This window comes from Shouchella rhizosphaerae (assembly GCF_900142675.1).
Taxonomy (GTDB): Bacteria; Bacillota; Bacilli; order Bacillales; family Bacillaceae_D; genus Shouchella; species Shouchella rhizosphaerae.
The window spans coordinates 219772-235716 of the sequence record NZ_FRBS01000005.1 but is presented as its reverse complement, the minus strand read 5'-3'; the positions used below and the strand labels follow the sequence as shown (position 1 = coordinate 235716).

The 15945-nt window shown below is 46.7% G+C and carries 14 protein-coding genes and 1 tRNA gene; 13 read left to right on the top strand and 2 right to left on the bottom strand.

Features of this window, described 5'->3' with window-relative positions; translation table 11 throughout:
• Window positions 1–234: 234 nt before the first annotated feature.
• The 6 genes from BUC05_RS15310 (at window position 235) to BUC05_RS15285 (ending at window position 8758) form a co-directional block, all read left to right on the top strand.
• Window positions 235–1713, top strand: a complete 1479-nt coding sequence (locus tag BUC05_RS15310; protein ID WP_035203050.1) for a response regulator transcription factor — start codon at window positions 235–237, stop codon at window positions 1711–1713.
• 153 nt (window positions 1714–1866) lie between these two features.
• Window positions 1867–3546: a urocanate hydratase gene (gene hutU / locus BUC05_RS15305; RefSeq protein WP_035203048.1), complete on the top strand. Its 1680-nt coding sequence runs from the start codon at window positions 1867–1869 to the stop codon at window positions 3544–3546.
• Window positions 3539–4882, top strand: a complete 1344-nt coding sequence (hutI, locus tag BUC05_RS15300) for an imidazolonepropionase (protein WP_035203046.1) — start codon at window positions 3539–3541, stop codon at window positions 4880–4882. Before hutU ends, hutI begins: the two co-directional genes overlap by 8 nt.
• Window positions 4800–6080, top strand: a complete 1281-nt coding sequence (locus BUC05_RS15295) for a Zn-dependent hydrolase (protein WP_094978802.1) — start codon at window positions 4800–4802, stop codon at window positions 6078–6080. Before hutI ends, BUC05_RS15295 begins: the two co-directional genes overlap by 83 nt.
• A complete protein-coding gene (locus tag BUC05_RS15290; RefSeq protein ID WP_035203042.1) occupies window positions 6077–7408 on the top strand; it encodes an amidohydrolase family protein in 1332 nt (443 codons plus the stop codon). The genes BUC05_RS15295 and BUC05_RS15290 overlap by 4 nt, the downstream gene beginning before the upstream one ends.
• Window positions 7409–7417: 9 nt before the next feature.
• Entirely contained in the window at window positions 7418–8758 is a 1341-nt protein-coding gene (locus BUC05_RS15285; protein WP_035203040.1) for a YjiH family protein, read from the top strand.
• Between the two features lie 71 nt (window positions 8759–8829).
• Here BUC05_RS15285 and BUC05_RS15280 read toward each other — a convergent pair whose 3' ends face one another.
• Together BUC05_RS15280 and BUC05_RS15275 are read right to left on the bottom strand one after the other, a co-directional pair.
• Complete coding sequence (locus tag BUC05_RS15280) at window positions 8830–9795, bottom strand: alpha/beta hydrolase (RefSeq protein ID WP_041824079.1); 966 nt, start codon at window positions 9793–9795, stop codon at window positions 8830–8832.
• A 402-nt stretch (window positions 9796–10197) separates the two neighbouring features.
• Window positions 10198–10271, bottom strand: a tRNA-Arg gene (locus BUC05_RS15275).
• 253 nt (window positions 10272–10524) lie between these two features.
• On the opposite strand from BUC05_RS15275, the gene BUC05_RS15270 reads away from it, so the two are divergent.
• The 7 genes from BUC05_RS15270 (at window position 10525) to BUC05_RS15240 (ending at window position 15916) form a co-directional block, all read left to right on the top strand.
• Window positions 10525–11049, top strand: coding sequence for a hypothetical protein (locus tag BUC05_RS15270; RefSeq protein WP_035203037.1), 525 nt, complete (start codon window positions 10525–10527; stop codon window positions 11047–11049).
• A gap of 133 nt (window positions 11050–11182) precedes the next feature.
• On the top strand, window positions 11183–12118 hold the full coding sequence (locus tag BUC05_RS15265) for a Rap family tetratricopeptide repeat protein (protein WP_073305280.1): 936 nt from the start codon (window positions 11183–11185) through the stop codon (window positions 12116–12118).
• Window positions 12119–12196: 78 nt separating this feature from the next.
• A complete protein-coding gene (locus tag BUC05_RS15260; protein WP_073305384.1) occupies window positions 12197–13174 on the top strand; it encodes an HD domain-containing protein in 978 nt (325 codons plus the stop codon).
• A gap of 60 nt (window positions 13175–13234) precedes the next feature.
• Window positions 13235–13567 (top strand): HIT domain-containing protein, encoded by a 333-nt coding sequence (locus tag BUC05_RS15255; protein ID WP_011248159.1) that lies wholly within the window; start codon window positions 13235–13237, stop codon window positions 13565–13567.
• A 42-nt stretch (window positions 13568–13609) separates the two neighbouring features.
• Complete coding sequence (locus tag BUC05_RS15250; protein WP_035203033.1) at window positions 13610–14470, top strand: protein kinase domain-containing protein; 861 nt, start codon at window positions 13610–13612, stop codon at window positions 14468–14470.
• Window positions 14471–14590: 120 nt separating this feature from the next.
• Entirely contained in the window at window positions 14591–15097 is a 507-nt protein-coding gene (locus BUC05_RS15245) for a stage II sporulation protein P (protein ID WP_073305278.1), read from the top strand.
• 12 nt (window positions 15098–15109) lie between these two features.
• Window positions 15110–15916, top strand: coding sequence for a GNAT family N-acetyltransferase (locus BUC05_RS15240; RefSeq protein ID WP_073305276.1), 807 nt, complete (start codon window positions 15110–15112; stop codon window positions 15914–15916).
• Window positions 15917–15945: the final 29 nt, after the last annotated feature.

The following is a 15945-nucleotide window of genomic DNA, read 5'->3' as shown; positions in this document are numbered from 1 at the left end:
TGTAATTTAGGAGAGAGGAAAACGTCAAAACCGAAGGAGAGTCCCTTCTCCTTCGGTTTTGACGTTTGATTTTGGCGAAGAGGCATGATGGTCATAAATTCGATTTGTCCGGCTTACGGGTGTTTTTTCATTTTTTTATAAGCAATGTTATGTTGGGAAAATGTAATTCCATTCCATTTAGAGGAGAAATCTTTTAAACTGAAGTATAAACGATTAGCAAAGGGTGGTGTTGAGATGAAGCGTATTATTGTGTGTGACCGTGACTTAAGCGAGTGCTACGGAATGGAGTGGTTGATTCGTTCTTCTCATTTGCAAGTAGAGCGTGCCGGCATTGCATGTTCGCCGGAAGAACTGTTTGAACAAATGGAAACAGAACGGCCTGATGTCATTTGCCTTGAATTGGATATGTTTCAGGGGCGTGAATGGGAACAATTAAAACATTATACGGCCATCTTTACGCCTGCTCTTGTGGCGGTTTCTGCAGAAGGAACGTATGCAAAAGCAATGCAGGCGCTAGAACTTGGCTGTGTCGACTTGCTTATAAAACCACTTGATTCTGAGAAACTATTGCGGCATTTACACAAGTTACTGCGAGAAAAGCACTCTGTTGTCCAGAGCGAAAAAGAAGAGCCTGAGTGGCCCTGTCCATCGTACCGTGACCTTTTTTTGCCTGGTCGGACCGATTCGTTTTCAGGAGATGTGGTGCTCATCCAACATGAAGAGAAAAGAAAAACCGTAAAATTGCTTGAATTTGCCGAAGCTTTCCCATTTACAGATAAACCGGCTATTCTCCCGCTTAGTGACGTGGTGATACTTGTGTTTCCTGATCGGGACCCTTGGCGGGAAAAACTGTGCCATAAGCTGCTTAATAGTTGGGGGGACGAAAACAACGGCTTAGCTGTCTTTGTTTTGGACCAAAAGGAAAATCGTACTTTGCAGGAAGCGTATCAGCGAGCGCTACTCCATTTGCAACGAGCATTTTTTATTGGTTTTGACCAAGTGATCGTAACTGGCGAAGCATTTTCATGGGAACGAATTGATCCACTTTTGACACCAGAGGAACAACGAATTTGGATCGAAATGCTGAGAGAAAATAAACTCACTTCCCTTAAGCAATGGCTATACGGGGAATTTTATTATGCCAGTGGCGCTTTGCCCGATCCTAGACTGCTGCGGATTAAGTTGACAAGCATTCTTGCCCAAGTGCGCCGGTATATGCGTAATTGGAAAATGGCAGGAGAGGACGTGGAACGCGCCTATTACAATTTGTTTAATAGCGTATTAAATATGCCAGTTTTAGCAAGGATTGTCCAAGAGCTCATTTTGTTTATTCAATTTCTGTTTGAGCAAACGCGTCGCGTGGAAACGGTCCAAAAAACGGACGTTGTCCATGAAGCGCTCCGATATATGAACAAGCATTACCAAAACCCTAAGCTTAATTTAACCCGTGTAGCAGAGCATGTCGGCAGAAATCCTTCGTATTTAAGCCAGTTGTTTTCCATACGGCTCAAACAATCGTTTCGCCACGCGCTGCAAGACATTCGGATTGCGGCGGCCAAGGAGCTCCTTGCTGACCCTATGCTCGCCATCGGTGAGATTGCCGAACGGGTAGGCTATGCAAACCCAGCCTATTTTTCAAAGGCATTTAAAAAACAAACCGCGTACAGTCCGAACCAGTACCGCATTCGAGAACTAACTACAGAAAAGGATTAAACCTAAAAAAAGTGCAAATGAAAGGAAAATTTTCGGACAGAAATAAATGAAAAGTCGAATATATGAAATAAAAATCCAATCGAAATCAGCTAGGCGCAAATGATGTAGCTCCCTATACTGCTAAGTAAGACATGTAAAGGGGGAAATGCCACAGTGAATCTGAACAATGAACCGATTCGTGCGAAAAGAGGCACTGCCTTAACGGCCAAAGGGTGGGTGCAGGAAGCAGCGCTCCGTATGCTTATGAATAATTTAGATGAAGAAGTAGCAGAGCATCCAGATCAATTAGTTGTCTACGGCGGGATTGGCAAGGCTGCGCGCAATTGGCCGTCTTATCATAGTATTGTTTCATCGTTAACAACGCTTGATAACGATGAAACGTTGCTCATTCAATCTGGGAAACCGGTTGCTGTCTTTAAAACACATGAAGATGCTCCGCGGGTGTTGCTTGCCAATTCCAACCTTGTCCCTGCTTGGGCGAATTGGGATACCTTTCATGAGCTTGATAAGAAAGGCTTAACCATGTACGGGCAAATGACAGCTGGAAGTTGGATTTATATTGGTAGTCAAGGCATTGTTCAAGGGACTTACGAGACGTTTGCCGAATGTGCACGACAACATTTTGGCGGCTCATTAAAAGGGACGATTACCGTAACAGCTGGATTAGGAGGCATGGGCGGCGCCCAACCATTAGCGGTCACGATGGCAAATGGGGTGGCTATTTGCGTTGACGTGGACCGTTCCCGGATCGACAAACGTATGGAGACCAACTATTTGGATATTGTCGCCCATACGCTAACAGAGGCCATTGAGGAAGCAGAACTCGCGAAAAAGGAAGGCATCCCCCTTTCAATCGGCTTAGTCGGCAATGCGGCTGAAGTGTTGCCAGAAATGCTTGATCGCGGGTTTGTTCCAGACATTGTCACTGATCAAACGTCTGCGCATGATCCTTTGAATGGCTATTTGCCAAAAGGGTTCACCCTTGAACAAGGGCAAGTGCTGCGAAGGCAAGATCCCCAAGCTTACATTAGCCTTGCGAAAAAGAGTATGGCCGAGCATGTTGAAGCGATGCTTGAGTTAAAAAAGCGTGGCGCGATCGTGTTCGATTATGGCAATAATATTCGCCAAGTTGCTTTTGATGAAGGGATTCGTGACGCCTTTTCATTTCCTGGTTTTGTTCCTGCATATATCCGCCCGCAATTTTGCGAAGGCAAAGGGCCTTTCCGCTGGGTGGCCCTTTCTGGCGATCCAGCAGATATTGATAAAACGGATGAAGTGATCTTGCAAGAGTTTGCCGACAATGAACCGTTATGCCAGTGGATCCGCATGGCACGTCGCCATATTTCTTTCCAAGGCCTTCCGGCAAGGATTTGCTGGCTCGGCTATGGGGAACGTGCCCGTTTTGGCAAACGGATTAATGAAATGGTCGCTTCTGGAGAATTGTCCGCCCCCATTGTGATCGGACGTGACCACCTTGATGCAGGCTCGGTCGCCTCGCCGAATCGGGAAACAGAAGCAATGAAAGACGGCAGTGACGCCGTTGCTGATTGGCCAATTTTAAATGCACTTGTGAATACAGCTGCAGGGGCAAGCTGGGTATCTGTCCATCATGGTGGCGGCGTCGGTATGGGCTACTCCCTTCACGCTGGCATGGTTGTCGTCGCAGATGGGACAGCGGAAGCGGCACGGCGTTTGGAGCGTGTGCTAACAACGGATCCAGGCCTAGGCGTCGTTCGCCATGCCGATGCTGGTTATCAAAAAGCTATCGAAACGGCAAAAGCAACAGGCATTGTCATTCCAGCCCTTGCAAGGGAGGGAAAAGAAAATGGCTGAACTTTTATATCTCAAGGAAGCTGAACAAGTTGTCACTGTTGCCGGAGCAAGCGACAAACCAAAAGTAGGAGAGGACTTATCTGAAATTGGCGTCATTGAACGGGGGAGTGTCATCGTTGAGGGAGAGAAGATTGCCTTTGCCGGTACAGACGCAGATGCTCGTCATTACTTGCAAAAACGTTCTGGAAAGGTGAAAACGATTGAGGCAACGGGGAAAATCCTCACGCCTGGACTCGTCGACCCTCATACACATCTCGTCTTTGCTGGCAGCCGTGAACAAGAATTGACGATGCGTTTGAAAGGCAAGTCGTATATGAGCATTTTACAGGCAGGCGGCGGCATTTTAAGCACAACAAAAAGCACGAGAGCAGCCACTGCTGACCAGTTGGCCCATGAATCGCGGCTGCGGCTTGACCGTTTTTTGAAGCACGGGGTGACGACCGTTGAGGCGAAAAGCGGCTACGGGTTAGCGACAGACGCTGAACTAAAACAGCTCCGTGTCGCTCAACAATTAAACAATGAACACCCAGTAGACGTCGTCTCGACTTTTATGGGGGCACATGCGATTCCGCCTGAGTGGAAACAGGATCCTGATGGGTTTGTACAATTAGTGGCAGAAGAAATGATTCCCCAAGTCGCAGCTGAAAACTTAGCTGAGTTTTGTGATGTCTTTTGTGAAGAGGGCGTCTTTACGGTCGCCCAATCGCAATACATTTTGGAGGAAGGGAAAAAGCATGGGCTAAAGCCGAAAATCCACGCCGATGAGTTGGTTTCCTTTGGAGGGGCTGAGCTTGCCGCAAAAGTCGGGGCAGTCAGTGCAGACCATTTGTTAAAGGCCTCACCAACAGGCATCGAACAAATGGCCGAGGCAGGCGTTATCGCCGTGCTTCTGCCAGGAACAGCCTTTTTTCTAATGACCGAGCCCGCCAATGCTCGGGCGATGATCGAAGCAGGAGTACCAGTTGCCTTATCGACAGACCGTAACCCAGGTTCATCGCCGACTGAGTCATTGCCATTCATAATGAATTTGGCTTGCCTGACAATGAAAATGACGCCAGAAGAGGTGCTTGCCGCTTCCACGATCAATGCCGCACACGCCATTGGCCGAGCGAAGGACATCGGCAGCATTGAAGCAGGCAAAAACGCTGATCTCGTGCTATTTGACGCGCCCAACTATCAAACATTGCAGTATAACTATGCTGTTAATCGAGTCGATACAGTCATGAAAGCAGGGAAAATCGTTGTGGAAGGCGGTGTGTTACTTGAAAAAACCGACAATCAACGGTGCTCGCTTGCAACGGAAGATCGAGGAACTCGGCCAATTTGGCAAAAATGAGAAAGGCGGGTTAGATCGGACAACGTTCACGTCGGCGGAACTCGCTGCTCGGGAATGGTTGCAAACACAATGTGTCAGCCTTGGGCTTGATGTTAAGTGCGATCCCGCCGCCAATATATGGGCTTTTCGCAACGGGCGACAACCTCTTCCTGCTATTTCGTTTGGCTCCCATATGGATACGGTGCCAAACGGTGGCATGTATGATGGCGCGCTCGGTGTTCTCATTGCCTTAGAAGTAATGGAACGACTGAACGAAGAAAGAATCGAAACACGCCATCCATTCGCACTCGTTTCCTTTACGGCAGAGGAGCCGAACCCGTTTGGCTTATCGACATTTGGCAGCCGGGCAGTAGCAGGAAAGTTAACAAAGCAAGACTTAGAGGGTGTGACAGATGACAATGAGCTGTTGTTGACGGAAGCGCTTAGGCAAGCAGGGGGAGATCCCGATCGCTTTGAGGACACGCACGCGTTAGCGCCGCCTTTATCTGCTTACCTTGAAGTCCATATTGAACAAGGGAAACGCTTAGTCACAAGCAGTATTCCTGTTGGCATTGTTTCTGGCATTACGGGCATTTACAGAGAGCTTGTAACTGTAACAGGTGATGCCAATCATGCGGGGACGACTGTCATGGCCGGACGTAAGGATGCACTCGCCGCTGCGGCGGAAGTGGTTGTAGCTGTCGAACAGGCGGCCGCGGAAATGCAGGCAGAAGAAGTAGTCGCAACAGTTGGCACACTTGACGTGCGCCCGAACGCCGCCAATATTATCCCTGGCCAAGTGGAAATGGTTGTCGAAATTCGTGGCAAAACAAGCGCAGAAATCGATGCTGTCCGCCATGCATTAAACAGCCAAATTGCAGAACTCGCAAGGAGACGTGGCGTTTCGATAAAGCAAGAAACGTTTTTATCGCAACGGCCTGTGCCAATGGACAAATTACTAATCGATACATTGGCGGAGCAAGCCGATTCACTTGGCTACAAGACGCTGACACTCGGGAGCATGGCTGGACATGATGCAGCCCATATGGCGGCAGTGACAAGAAGTGGCATGTTGTTTGTGCCTAGCATTGGCGGCAAAAGCCATTGCCCTGAAGAAGCAAGTGCACTCTGTGACATTGAGGCAGCTGCGAATGTGTTGTTCCATGCGCTGCTGAAACTTGACCAAAACCTTGACCAGAAAGGGACGGATACCAGATGAGGACGCTTTATTCAGCTGATTTGATATATACAGATGGCGCGTTTCAACAAAGCTATGCGATGTGTGTAAACAACGGGGAAATTGAAGCCATTGGCCCGCAAGAAAACATGTCACGCTTATATAGCCATGTGCCTCTTGTGGCCATGGATGGCAAAGCGATTGTGCCTGGCACAGTGAATGCCCATAACCATTCTTTCCAAAGCTTGCTAAGAGGCATTGCCGCCGATCAGCCGTTTTTAGAGTGGCGCGACAAGGCACTGTACCGGTACACGCCTTTCTTGGATGAGGATGCAATTTATACAGGGGCCCTCTTTGCTTTTGGTGAAATGTTGAAGTACGGCGCGACGACAGTCAGTGACTTTTTCTACGTCCATCGTGGAGGCGTGGAAACCGATGAAGCGGTGATCCAAGCAGCGAAAGATGTCGGGATACGCCTTGTTTTTGCACGGACAATGTATGATTGGGCTGGGGCGCCAGAAGCATACCAAGAATCAGTCGACGAAGCTGTTGCACGGACACGGAAATTGGCGGCCAAATACGAGAGTGATCCGATGGTGTCGATCCAGCCAGCCCCTCATAGCCCACATGCTGCCTCGCCAGAAATGATCAAGGCTGGCCACCGTCTTGCCCAAGAGCTAGGCACGCCGTTCCATATCCATGTAGCAGAAGAGCCGTTTGAAGTCGACGAAACGTTGAATGCATATGGCTTGCGGCCCGTTCATTATTTGGACTCATTAGGCGTCGTTGATGAAAGCATGATTGCGATCCACCTTGTCTGGCTTGACGATTCGGAAGTAACTCTGCTTGGCAACAAAGGGGCGGGATTGGCCTATTGCCCATCAAGCAACATGTTTCTTTCAGATGGCGTGACGCGCATTCCCGATCTCCAGCAAGCGGGCGTGCGCATTGGCCTCGGTTCAGATGGAGCTTGCAGCAATAACCGCATTAGCGTGTTTGAAGAAATGCGGATGTGCTCATTGCTGCAAAAAGTCACGCGTCTGGACGGCACATGCATCACTGGGAAGCAAGTATTTGAAATGGGCACACAAACAGGAGCTGCTTTGCTAAAGCTGCAAACTGGTGAATTGAAAAAAGGCTTCCGCGCGGATTTTATTGCACTCGATTTGAATGACTTCTCTTTATCGCCACGAACCGATTTGTTGGCAAATCTCGTGTATGCGATGCAGCCAACAGCGATTGCCGACGTATTTGTGGACGGCAAGCATGTAGTGGCGAACAAACAGCTCGTCACGCAATCTGAAAAAGCAATTGTCGAGAAAGTGGGACGTCTCCATCAAACATGGGCTCATGCCCTAGCTGCCCAGTAAGGGGGCGCCATGGAGCCCTTTAAGCAACAGCCACGATTAGAGGCTAAGCAAGGAAACGGTTCTTCCCCTCGAGCGCTGATCCGTTTCTTGCTTTATAGCAGCATTGGCGCGTTTATGTTTTTCGTGCCCGTGCCAATCAACGGTACATCTTCCATTATGCTTGACCATATCGTGACCGCAATGAGGCAGGCTTTCCCTGCAATTGTGCCGTATTATGCGTTGCTTGTGATTTTTCTTGGCGCGCTTTATCCGTTTTACAAGGGGACATGGCGGCAGACAAAGACCGATTTGCTTTTGGCTGTTTTTAAACTTGCTGGTTTAGCAATTACTGTCATGGTGCTATTCGGCATCGGCCCGCAATGGATGTTGGCAGAGGACATGGGCCCATTTCTTTTTGATCGCCTTGTTGTCGCTGTAGGTCTTCTTGTCCCAATTGGGGCTGTATTTTTGGCCATGTTAACAGGATATGGTTTGCTTGAGCTTGCCGGTGTATGGATGCAGCCCATTATGAGGAAAGGTTGGAACCTGCCAGGGCGTTCTGCGATTGATGTTGTTGCTTCGTTTGTCGGCAGTTATTCACTTGGATTGCTGATTACGAACAGGCTTTTTCGCGAGGGGCGCTATTCGGTAAAAGAAGCAACGATCATTGCCACTGGCTTTTCCACCGTTTCCGTTACTTTTATGGTGGTCGTTGCCAATACACTCGATTTAATGGCGAACTGGAACGTGTATTTTTGGTCTTGTTTAGTCGTTACATTTACAGTGACGGCGGTAACGGCTAGAGTCTGGCCATTAAAACAAACAACGGAAAGCTATTATAACGGGATGACAGGCAAGCCTGAAGCAGAGCAGCAAGGGCGCCGACTCCAACGTGGCTGGGCGCAGGCGATGGCACAAGCGCAAGGGAGCCTGAGCCTATCTGCCAATATTTGCGCAAACGTCCGTGATGGGTTCCGCATGACGATGAACATTTTGCCATCGATTATGTCCATTGGCCTTTTCGGGTTAGCGCTGGCTAAGTATACGCCTCTGTTTGCGTGGCTTGGAGTGTTATTTTTCCCAGTAACAGCACTCGTCCAATTGCCTGATCCTGCCTTTGCTGCAAGTGCTGCTGCAACTTCCATTGCTGAAATGTTTTTGCCAGCAGCTATTGCTGCCGACGCTGATCTCATCACCCGTTTTACGATTGGAGTTGTTTGTGTGTCTTCCGTGCTGTTTTTTTCCGCGGTCATTCCGACGATCTTGGCGACCGACATTCCTGTCAGTGTGCCGAAATTGCTTGTCATTTGGTTTGAACGGGTTGTGTTAAGCATCTTGTTGGCTGCGCCAATTGCTCATTTGTTTTTATAAGGAGTAAAAACTGGCGCACATGTCAAAACCCCTCTTCCAGTGCAACGAGTTGGAGAGAGGGGTTTTTCCTGTTAAGTGAAATAGCGGGCTTCCACAATTTGTGGCTCATATTTTTTAAAGGTCCGGTCAAGAAAGTTTAACACACGTTCCTCGTACTCAGCTTTGTAATGAAAATAGCTTCTTATATGGCCGCCTTTTTCAGGTAGCCAAAGCTCACTGCCAGCGGCGTGACTGTGTATCGCTTCTGACTCTGTGTAAGGAATGGCTCCATCTTTGCGGCTATGGATTAAAAACAAGCCTTTTTCTTGATTGTACTGGGTTGCTGCATAAATGGGCCTTACGTCTTCTAAGTTAAACGTTGGGACAATTGCTTCAACTGCCCGGGCTGTTCCTGCCGCAAGGGACTTCGGCAGCCCGGTCCAATAGTGGAAACTGTTTTTAGCGTATTCGTTTAGATCGGAAAATGGACTGTCGGCAACCACTGCTTTGACTTCATCGGCTTCTGCTCCTGCCATGATAGAAGTGGCCGCACCCATCGACCAACCTACCAAGGCAATGTTTTCAATCCCTTGTTGATCATGTACATAGCGGATCGCGCTAAGCAAATCGCTTTTTTCGTTTCCGCCAAATGTTGTAGGTGCTTTTTCAGACATGCCAGAATTGCGGAAGTCAAACATGAAAACATGATAGCCAGCTTCATGCATGGCCGCCGCCAATTCAAGACTGGAAAACGGCATTTCGGTACGGTTGTAGCCATAACCATGTGAAAATATAACCGCTTTTTCATTTTGAAAAAGCGATTGCTGGTCGGAAGGAATCCACCAGCCACTTAACGATATATTGTCAACGATGTTTGAGAATGAGACATCTTCATAGTCAAGGCCCACGTTATTTGGGTTTGTATGAAGCAAGCGGATCGTTGGGTTCGTTACTTTATAGCCAATAAATACAGTTAATGCAGCAAGGAGAACCACAATAGCCATAAGGGTGGTCAAAACAATCAAAAGCCATTTCTTAAAGCTGAATGTGTTTCCCATCACATCAACTCCTTCATAACAAGGTCCGGATCATAAGTTTGAAAATTTAGATACTTTTATTTAGTATATGAAAAAAATGAATCATTGTGTGTACAGTCAAGCAATTGCAGTTAATAAAGAACGAGGACGAGCTATTCTTATCATAACAAACGAGCATGTACTTGAATCGTTGTTCTTATCTTTTATTATATGAATAAATTGTTGCGAACGCAAGAGATTTGTCTGGTTTTCTCTCATAATAACACACATTTATACATAATGTCGAAAAGGCTCGTCTCTTTTACTACCTCTGCACGCAAATAGGCTACAGATTGAATCATCTACTTTTTTTCTAAATCAATGTTTAGGAAACTTTGCGTAAGAACTTGGGGAGCGAAGCCAAATAGAAGGAAACATAGAGGACGCGCCTAGCAGGAATTGAACCTGCAACCCTCAGCTTAGGAGGCTGATGCTCTATCCGATTGAGCTATAGGCGCATAAAAAGTTCCGACTTGATTAGATTATCGCAACAAAGCGTGAGAAGCAAGCCCTTGACGGGAAAATTTTTGCCAAAAACGTTGCGAATGATAAAATAATTGAAAGAAGCCTATTTCACGAGAAAACAACCTAAATCGGCTCCCAGTTTTCGCAACGTTTGCTGAAAGGAAACTGACGAAAATACGAGTAAATGGCAATGACGCGAATGTGATTCATACGTCCTGTTGTAAGTCAAAAAAAGAGGAGGCACTTATGGACCAACAAAAAATCGACGCCCTTTTTACGGTAGCAAGCAAGTTAAAAGCAAATCAGATTGCTTTTTCATTAGGGGGGAGCGGTCTGCTGTATGCATTAGGGTTGACGGAAACGGTAAACGATTGGGACATTATGACAAACGCTAACAAGAACGCTGTGACGCAAGCCCTTTTCCCAATAAAAGCGTTCGAAACAGGACAAACGGGTGACCATTTATTTACGAGTAGTTATAAGCTATTTGTCGAAAAAAACGGCCAAGAAGTTGAAATCATCGGCGGTTTTGCGCTTCGCTCAGAAGCAGGCATTTGCCACATTCCTGCGGATGCTGCTTTTCATTGGCAAGGCATACCAGTAGGAAGCCCTGAAGCTTGGCTTGTTGCCTACGTCTTAATGGGACGAGAGAAAAAGGCAGCGATGCTCGAGTCGTACTTGCAAATGCATGGGGCAAATCCGGCTATGCTTGAACGGTTAAAGCAACAACCGCTTGGCGATAAGCTCAAAGCAATAAAGTGGTTTGCTTAATGTTGCTAGACTGTTCCGAAAATGGAAATCACTCTATGCAAAAAGTGAAAACATTGGGCGTGAGGGTTTCAGTAATAAATTCCCTTTTTTGCGAGACAATCCGATATAATAATAAATAAGAGGAGGGGAGAGTGTGAATGCAGTACGCAATAGTGAAATCGGCAAAAAAGTCGCCCAGTTGTACCGTTGTATTGTCAAACGCCAAGTTCAACAAGCAGCCATCTTAAAAGAAGAGCTTGATGTGTGCTTCAAAGAACTGCTTCGCGATGACAAAATGGTTGCGTATTACAATCTCGTTTGTTTTCGCTATCAAATGATGCTTGAACAGTTGCAAGAACCCCATCAGCTAGAGGCACTCGTCAATTGTTTGCAGTCGGATTTTTTGTTGAATTATTACTATTATTTCTTCAGTGGCCAATATGCCTTCTACAAAGAACGGTTTACGGAAGCTGTCGATTTATATGAACAAGCGGAAAAAGAATTAGCGCATATTCAAGACGAAATGGAGCATGGAGAATTTTATAACCGTGCGGGCGTTTGTTATTATAAAATTGACCGATTTGACCGGGCTATGCCTTATTTAGACAAGGCAAGACGCTTTTTCGCCCTTGATCCAATGTACGTGGAAAAGGAATTGCAGGCGGAAATGATACTCGGCAACCTCTTATCGGAAACGGGCCAATACGAGAAGGCAGAAGCGCATTTTTTAAATTTGCTAGAACGGGCTGCAGGCCTTGAGGAAACGGAAGCGCTCATTTTACGCTCTCTTGGACAAAACGCTGTTCGCAATCATCATTTTTATAAAGCAGAAACGTATTATCAGCAAGCGTTGGCTCATTCAGGCCATCGCACTAGTCGCTATTCGACAAAAACGAAAGCAGAACTGGCAAATGCGTTATTTAGGCAACAGCCGCCAAATGTAGAAAAGGGGAGCAAGTTGTTAAAGGAAGCTTTAAGGGCAAGTGGAGGCGGTTTATCGACAAACTCACTAAAACGCTTTTCGGGCGAGGAGAGATTTCGAATACGAATAGGACAGGCGTGGTCGTTCCAGAGTATTTGGGCGGGGTAAACGACCCGCATGCAAGCATTAGGCACAGTCTGCTGCGGGCAAGTTTGGCTGCATTTTTTAATTGGAGTGATAAAAACGATGATGTTGGAAGACAAGCTTTATGGTTCAATGGAAGTTGAGCCGGTACTACGCGATTTAGTGAACAGCAGGCCGCTTCAGCGATTAAAAGGTGTCCATCAGGCTGGAGCGGCTTATCTTGTTTGTCCGGAGTGGAATGTAACTCGCTATGAGCACTCGATTGGAGTCATGTTGTTAATACGCCGATTAGGAGGTTCGTTAAAAGAGCAGGCCGCTGGCTTGCTACATGATGTTTCTCACACAGCTTTTTCCCATGTATCTGACTATGTGTTTAAGAATGAAAAGGAAGATTATCATGAACAACTGTTTCATAAACGAATTGCCGAATCGGACATTCCTGCCATTTTGAAAAAGCACCAAGTCGATGTAAACGAGATTATCAATGAGATCGAGAAATGGCCGTTGCTTGAACAGCCTGCTCCACATTTATGTGCGGACCGAATCGACTATACATTGCGGGATTTATATGCTTATCGATTTATTTCCCTTCAGGAAGCCCATCGTTTCTTAGAACAGCTTATTGTAAGAAAAGGGAAAATGGTTGTTCAATCGTTGGCTGCGGCAGAATGGTTTATCGAAGCCTACTATAAAGAAACAATCGAATTTTTCATGGAACCGCGAAATGTGTATGCCAACTGGAAAATCTCCGAGGCATTGCGATTAGCCCTTGAGCGCGGCGCAATAAACGAATCGGATCTATTAGCTGAGGATGAAGAACTCGTAAAAAAACTGAACGAAAGTGGGGATGAACAGGTCCGGCGCCTTCTGGCCGAGATTTATTCTGGCGTGTGTGTAAAGGAAGCAACAGGCGCATACGATCATTACCATAAAAACAAAGTCCGTATCGTTGACCCGTTGATAGATGTAGGTGGCGCGTTCGTGCCTGTGTCAAAATGCTCTAGAAAAGCGGCTGACCTAATCAGCAAAGCGAGAGAGAAGGCAGAAAAAGGCATTTATTTGAAAGTCATGCATAATTAATTCGTGGCACACCTGTATACTTGAAGGGTGAATATACGAACTAGAAAGTAGGAATATACGATGAAGACAGAAGACTTTTATTGTGAAGAAGTGTTAAGTGGCAAAACAGCAGTGAAAAAAGTAATGGAAACAGAAAATGTCCTTGCTTACCACCATACAAATCCTTATTACCCTGTACATATTGTCGCGATCCCCAAAAAGCATATTCCCTCATTATTGTCGTTAGAGGAAGAAGACGATGCCCTTTTGCTTGAACTGTTTTCTGTTATCAAAACAGTCGCTGCACAAGTTAAGGCTGAGCATGGCGCCTGCCGTGTGTTGACAAACCTTGGCACCTACCAAGATTCTAAACACTTGCATTGGCATATTGCATTTGGCAAGCCACTTAAATGAGTAATAGACAAGTCAGAAAACGCTAGAGAAGGAGATCTGTCTATGGTCATACAAACACTAGGAAGCAAGAGCATTTCATTAAAAGAAGCACATGAGTTTGATTGGCTTTCAGAACTAGGGGATATCTTTGCTGTTTTTGACCAACAAGACTCTGGAAATGTAAGTTTTGGGGTAGCGGATGGGGACAAGAAGTGGTTTGTCAAATATGCAGGTGCTAAGACGCTTTACTATGAGGGGGATATTCAACAGGCAGTTGAGCGTATAAAAGAAGCGGTTGCTGTTTATGAACATCTTGCTCATCCAAACTTGGTTACATTGCATAACCATTTCGCCACTAATGGGGGCTATGCCCTTGTGTTTCCTTGGGCAGAGGGCGAATGTTTGCATGCCCATTGGTTGTTTCCGCCGCCTGCCAAGTATACCGATCCAAACTCGCCGACCTATAAGCATAAACGGTTGCCTGTAGCGAAGCGGTTAGATACGCTTGATCGTATTTATTCCTTTCACGAACACGTCGAACGTAACGGTTACGTCGCGATTGACTTTTATGATGGCAGCATTTTGTATGACTTTTCAACAGGGGTAACGACGATATGCGACATCGATTTGTATCGGAAAAAACCTTATGTCAATACAATGGGAAGAATGTGGGGGTCAAAGCGATTTATGGCCCCGGAAGAATTCCAACTTGGCGCAGCGATTGATGCACAGACGAATGTCTACACAATGGGGGCCGTTGCTTTTGCTTTGTTAGGGAATGAAAACAAGCGGACGGAGGAAAACTGGGACGCTAGCAACGCTTTATTCGAAGTGGCAAAACAGGCAACAGCAGCAGAGCGAGAAGCGCGTTTTCCGACTGTTGCTGCTTTCGTTGCAGCATGGCAAGAGGCAAAAAAACGTTAAAGAGACAAAGGCGCAAACCACATCAACAGCGCTTAAATGAAAAATCTAGTATGTATCGAGGCATCGTTTGTCCAAACTAGGAATACACGTAAAACAAAAAGAGTTTTAGGAGGTTCCTAGATGGACAAGCGTGTGGTGCTAAGTGTTGCTGCTGCTTTGCTGCTTATTGGACAGCCAGCAGGCGATCAAAAGAAAGCAGAAACAAAAAAAGAGCAGCCAGCGATAACAGAAGTAGTCGATCAAAATGAAGAACCCCATTTGCACTATAAAATCCAGGAAGAGGGCATTTCTTATTCGGAGAGCACACTCATCTACGATCAACAACCGATTGCCCGCGTGTGGATGAAAGTGAATGGCGAAGCGGACAATTACAAGCAACAAGTCGCCGTCGCACAAGCGCTTCATGACGAATTGGAAGAGGCTTACCCAGGTTTAAGCAGAGGGGTTTTGGCTGATGTTGCTCAGGCAGCAACAGCGGATCCAAACTCAGTGTCTGTCTATGTAGGCGGGCAGGAAAATGGCAAGGAAGAAATAGACATGGCGATTGTCCTCGTTCAGGAAATGGCAGAAAAGCTTAAGATCAAACAAGTCCAGGAACGGAGCGGAAGAGTCGTCGATTTCGATTAGCGGGGAGGGGTTATGATCATTACGACAACGGCGTTTGTGGATCGTTTGGAAGAGGCCGAGACGAACATGCTCAGTTCACGCTTGAAAGCAATAGAAACGATAGACGGCAATTCGCTCGGAGTAGCGATTGAAACATTTGGACAGGCATACGCGTTTTCTGCAAAGCGTATGCCAGGACCCGCGTTTAATACAGTCCGAGGCTTGCACGAGGAAGAGGAAAGACAAATTGGCGAAATCATTTCGTTTTATGAAAAGAAAGAACTAGAACCACAAATTCAATTAGTGCCTGGCGCCGCTGGGAGCAAAGTGATGCAAGCTCTGTGGCGACAGGGCTTTTGCCAAACCGGTTTTCATTCTGTTCTTGCAGGACGTTGTAGCAGACAAGTAGAGGAGAGGCACGAAAGGATAGCGATTCGAACGCTAAAACTGGAAGACTATTATCTTTATGGCCATATTTATACAGAAAGTTTCGGTATGCCTGCTTTTTTTAAGGAAAGTGTAGCGACAAACAACGCCGTGTTGCATGAAGAACGAAATTGGACATTTTATTTGGCTGAAGTCGAGGAAGAACCAGTAGGGGTTGCCGCTTTATTCACTAGTGGCACCATTGCTGTACTTGCTGCTTGCGCCGTGCTTGCTCGATTTCGAACGCAAGGTGTACAGCAAGCGCTCATTGCTAGGCGACAGGCAGACGCCACAGCTGCTGGATGTACATACATTTGTGGCCAAGCCGGATTTGCGACAACAAGTCAGCGCAATATGGAGCGCTCAGGCTTGCAAACCATTTATACGAAAGCGCTTTGGCAGCGTGTTTCATAAGAGCTGTGCCGTAATGGGCAGCTCTTTTT

Bases quoted from the DNA above. Each gene is read 5' to 3' on its own strand.
- BUC05_RS15310 (WP_035203050.1), top strand. From the start codon at position 235: ATGAAGCGTATTATTGTGTGTGACCGTGACTTAAGCGAGTGCTACGGA.
- hutI (WP_035203046.1), top strand. From the start codon at position 3,539: ATGGCTGAACTTTTATATCTCAAGGAAGCTGAACAAGTTGTCACTGTT.
- BUC05_RS15290 (WP_035203042.1), top strand. From the start codon at position 6,077: ATGAGGACGCTTTATTCAGCTGATTTGATATATACAGATGGCGCGTTT.
- BUC05_RS15285 (WP_035203040.1), top strand. From the start codon at position 7,418: ATGGAGCCCTTTAAGCAACAGCCACGATTAGAGGCTAAGCAAGGAAAC.
- BUC05_RS15280 (WP_041824079.1), bottom strand. From the start codon at position 9,795: ATGGGAAACACATTCAGCTTTAAGAAATGGCTTTTGATTGTTTTGACC.
- BUC05_RS15270 (WP_035203037.1), top strand. From the start codon at position 10,525: ATGGACCAACAAAAAATCGACGCCCTTTTTACGGTAGCAAGCAAGTTA.
- BUC05_RS15260 (WP_073305384.1), top strand. From the start codon at position 12,197: ATGATGTTGGAAGACAAGCTTTATGGTTCAATGGAAGTTGAGCCGGTA.
- BUC05_RS15255 (WP_011248159.1), top strand. From the start codon at position 13,235: ATGAAGACAGAAGACTTTTATTGTGAAGAAGTGTTAAGTGGCAAAACA.
- BUC05_RS15250 (WP_035203033.1), top strand. From the start codon at position 13,610: ATGGTCATACAAACACTAGGAAGCAAGAGCATTTCATTAAAAGAAGCA.
- BUC05_RS15245 (WP_073305278.1), top strand. From the start codon at position 14,591: ATGGACAAGCGTGTGGTGCTAAGTGTTGCTGCTGCTTTGCTGCTTATT.
- BUC05_RS15240 (WP_073305276.1), top strand. From the start codon at position 15,110: ATGATCATTACGACAACGGCGTTTGTGGATCGTTTGGAAGAGGCCGAG.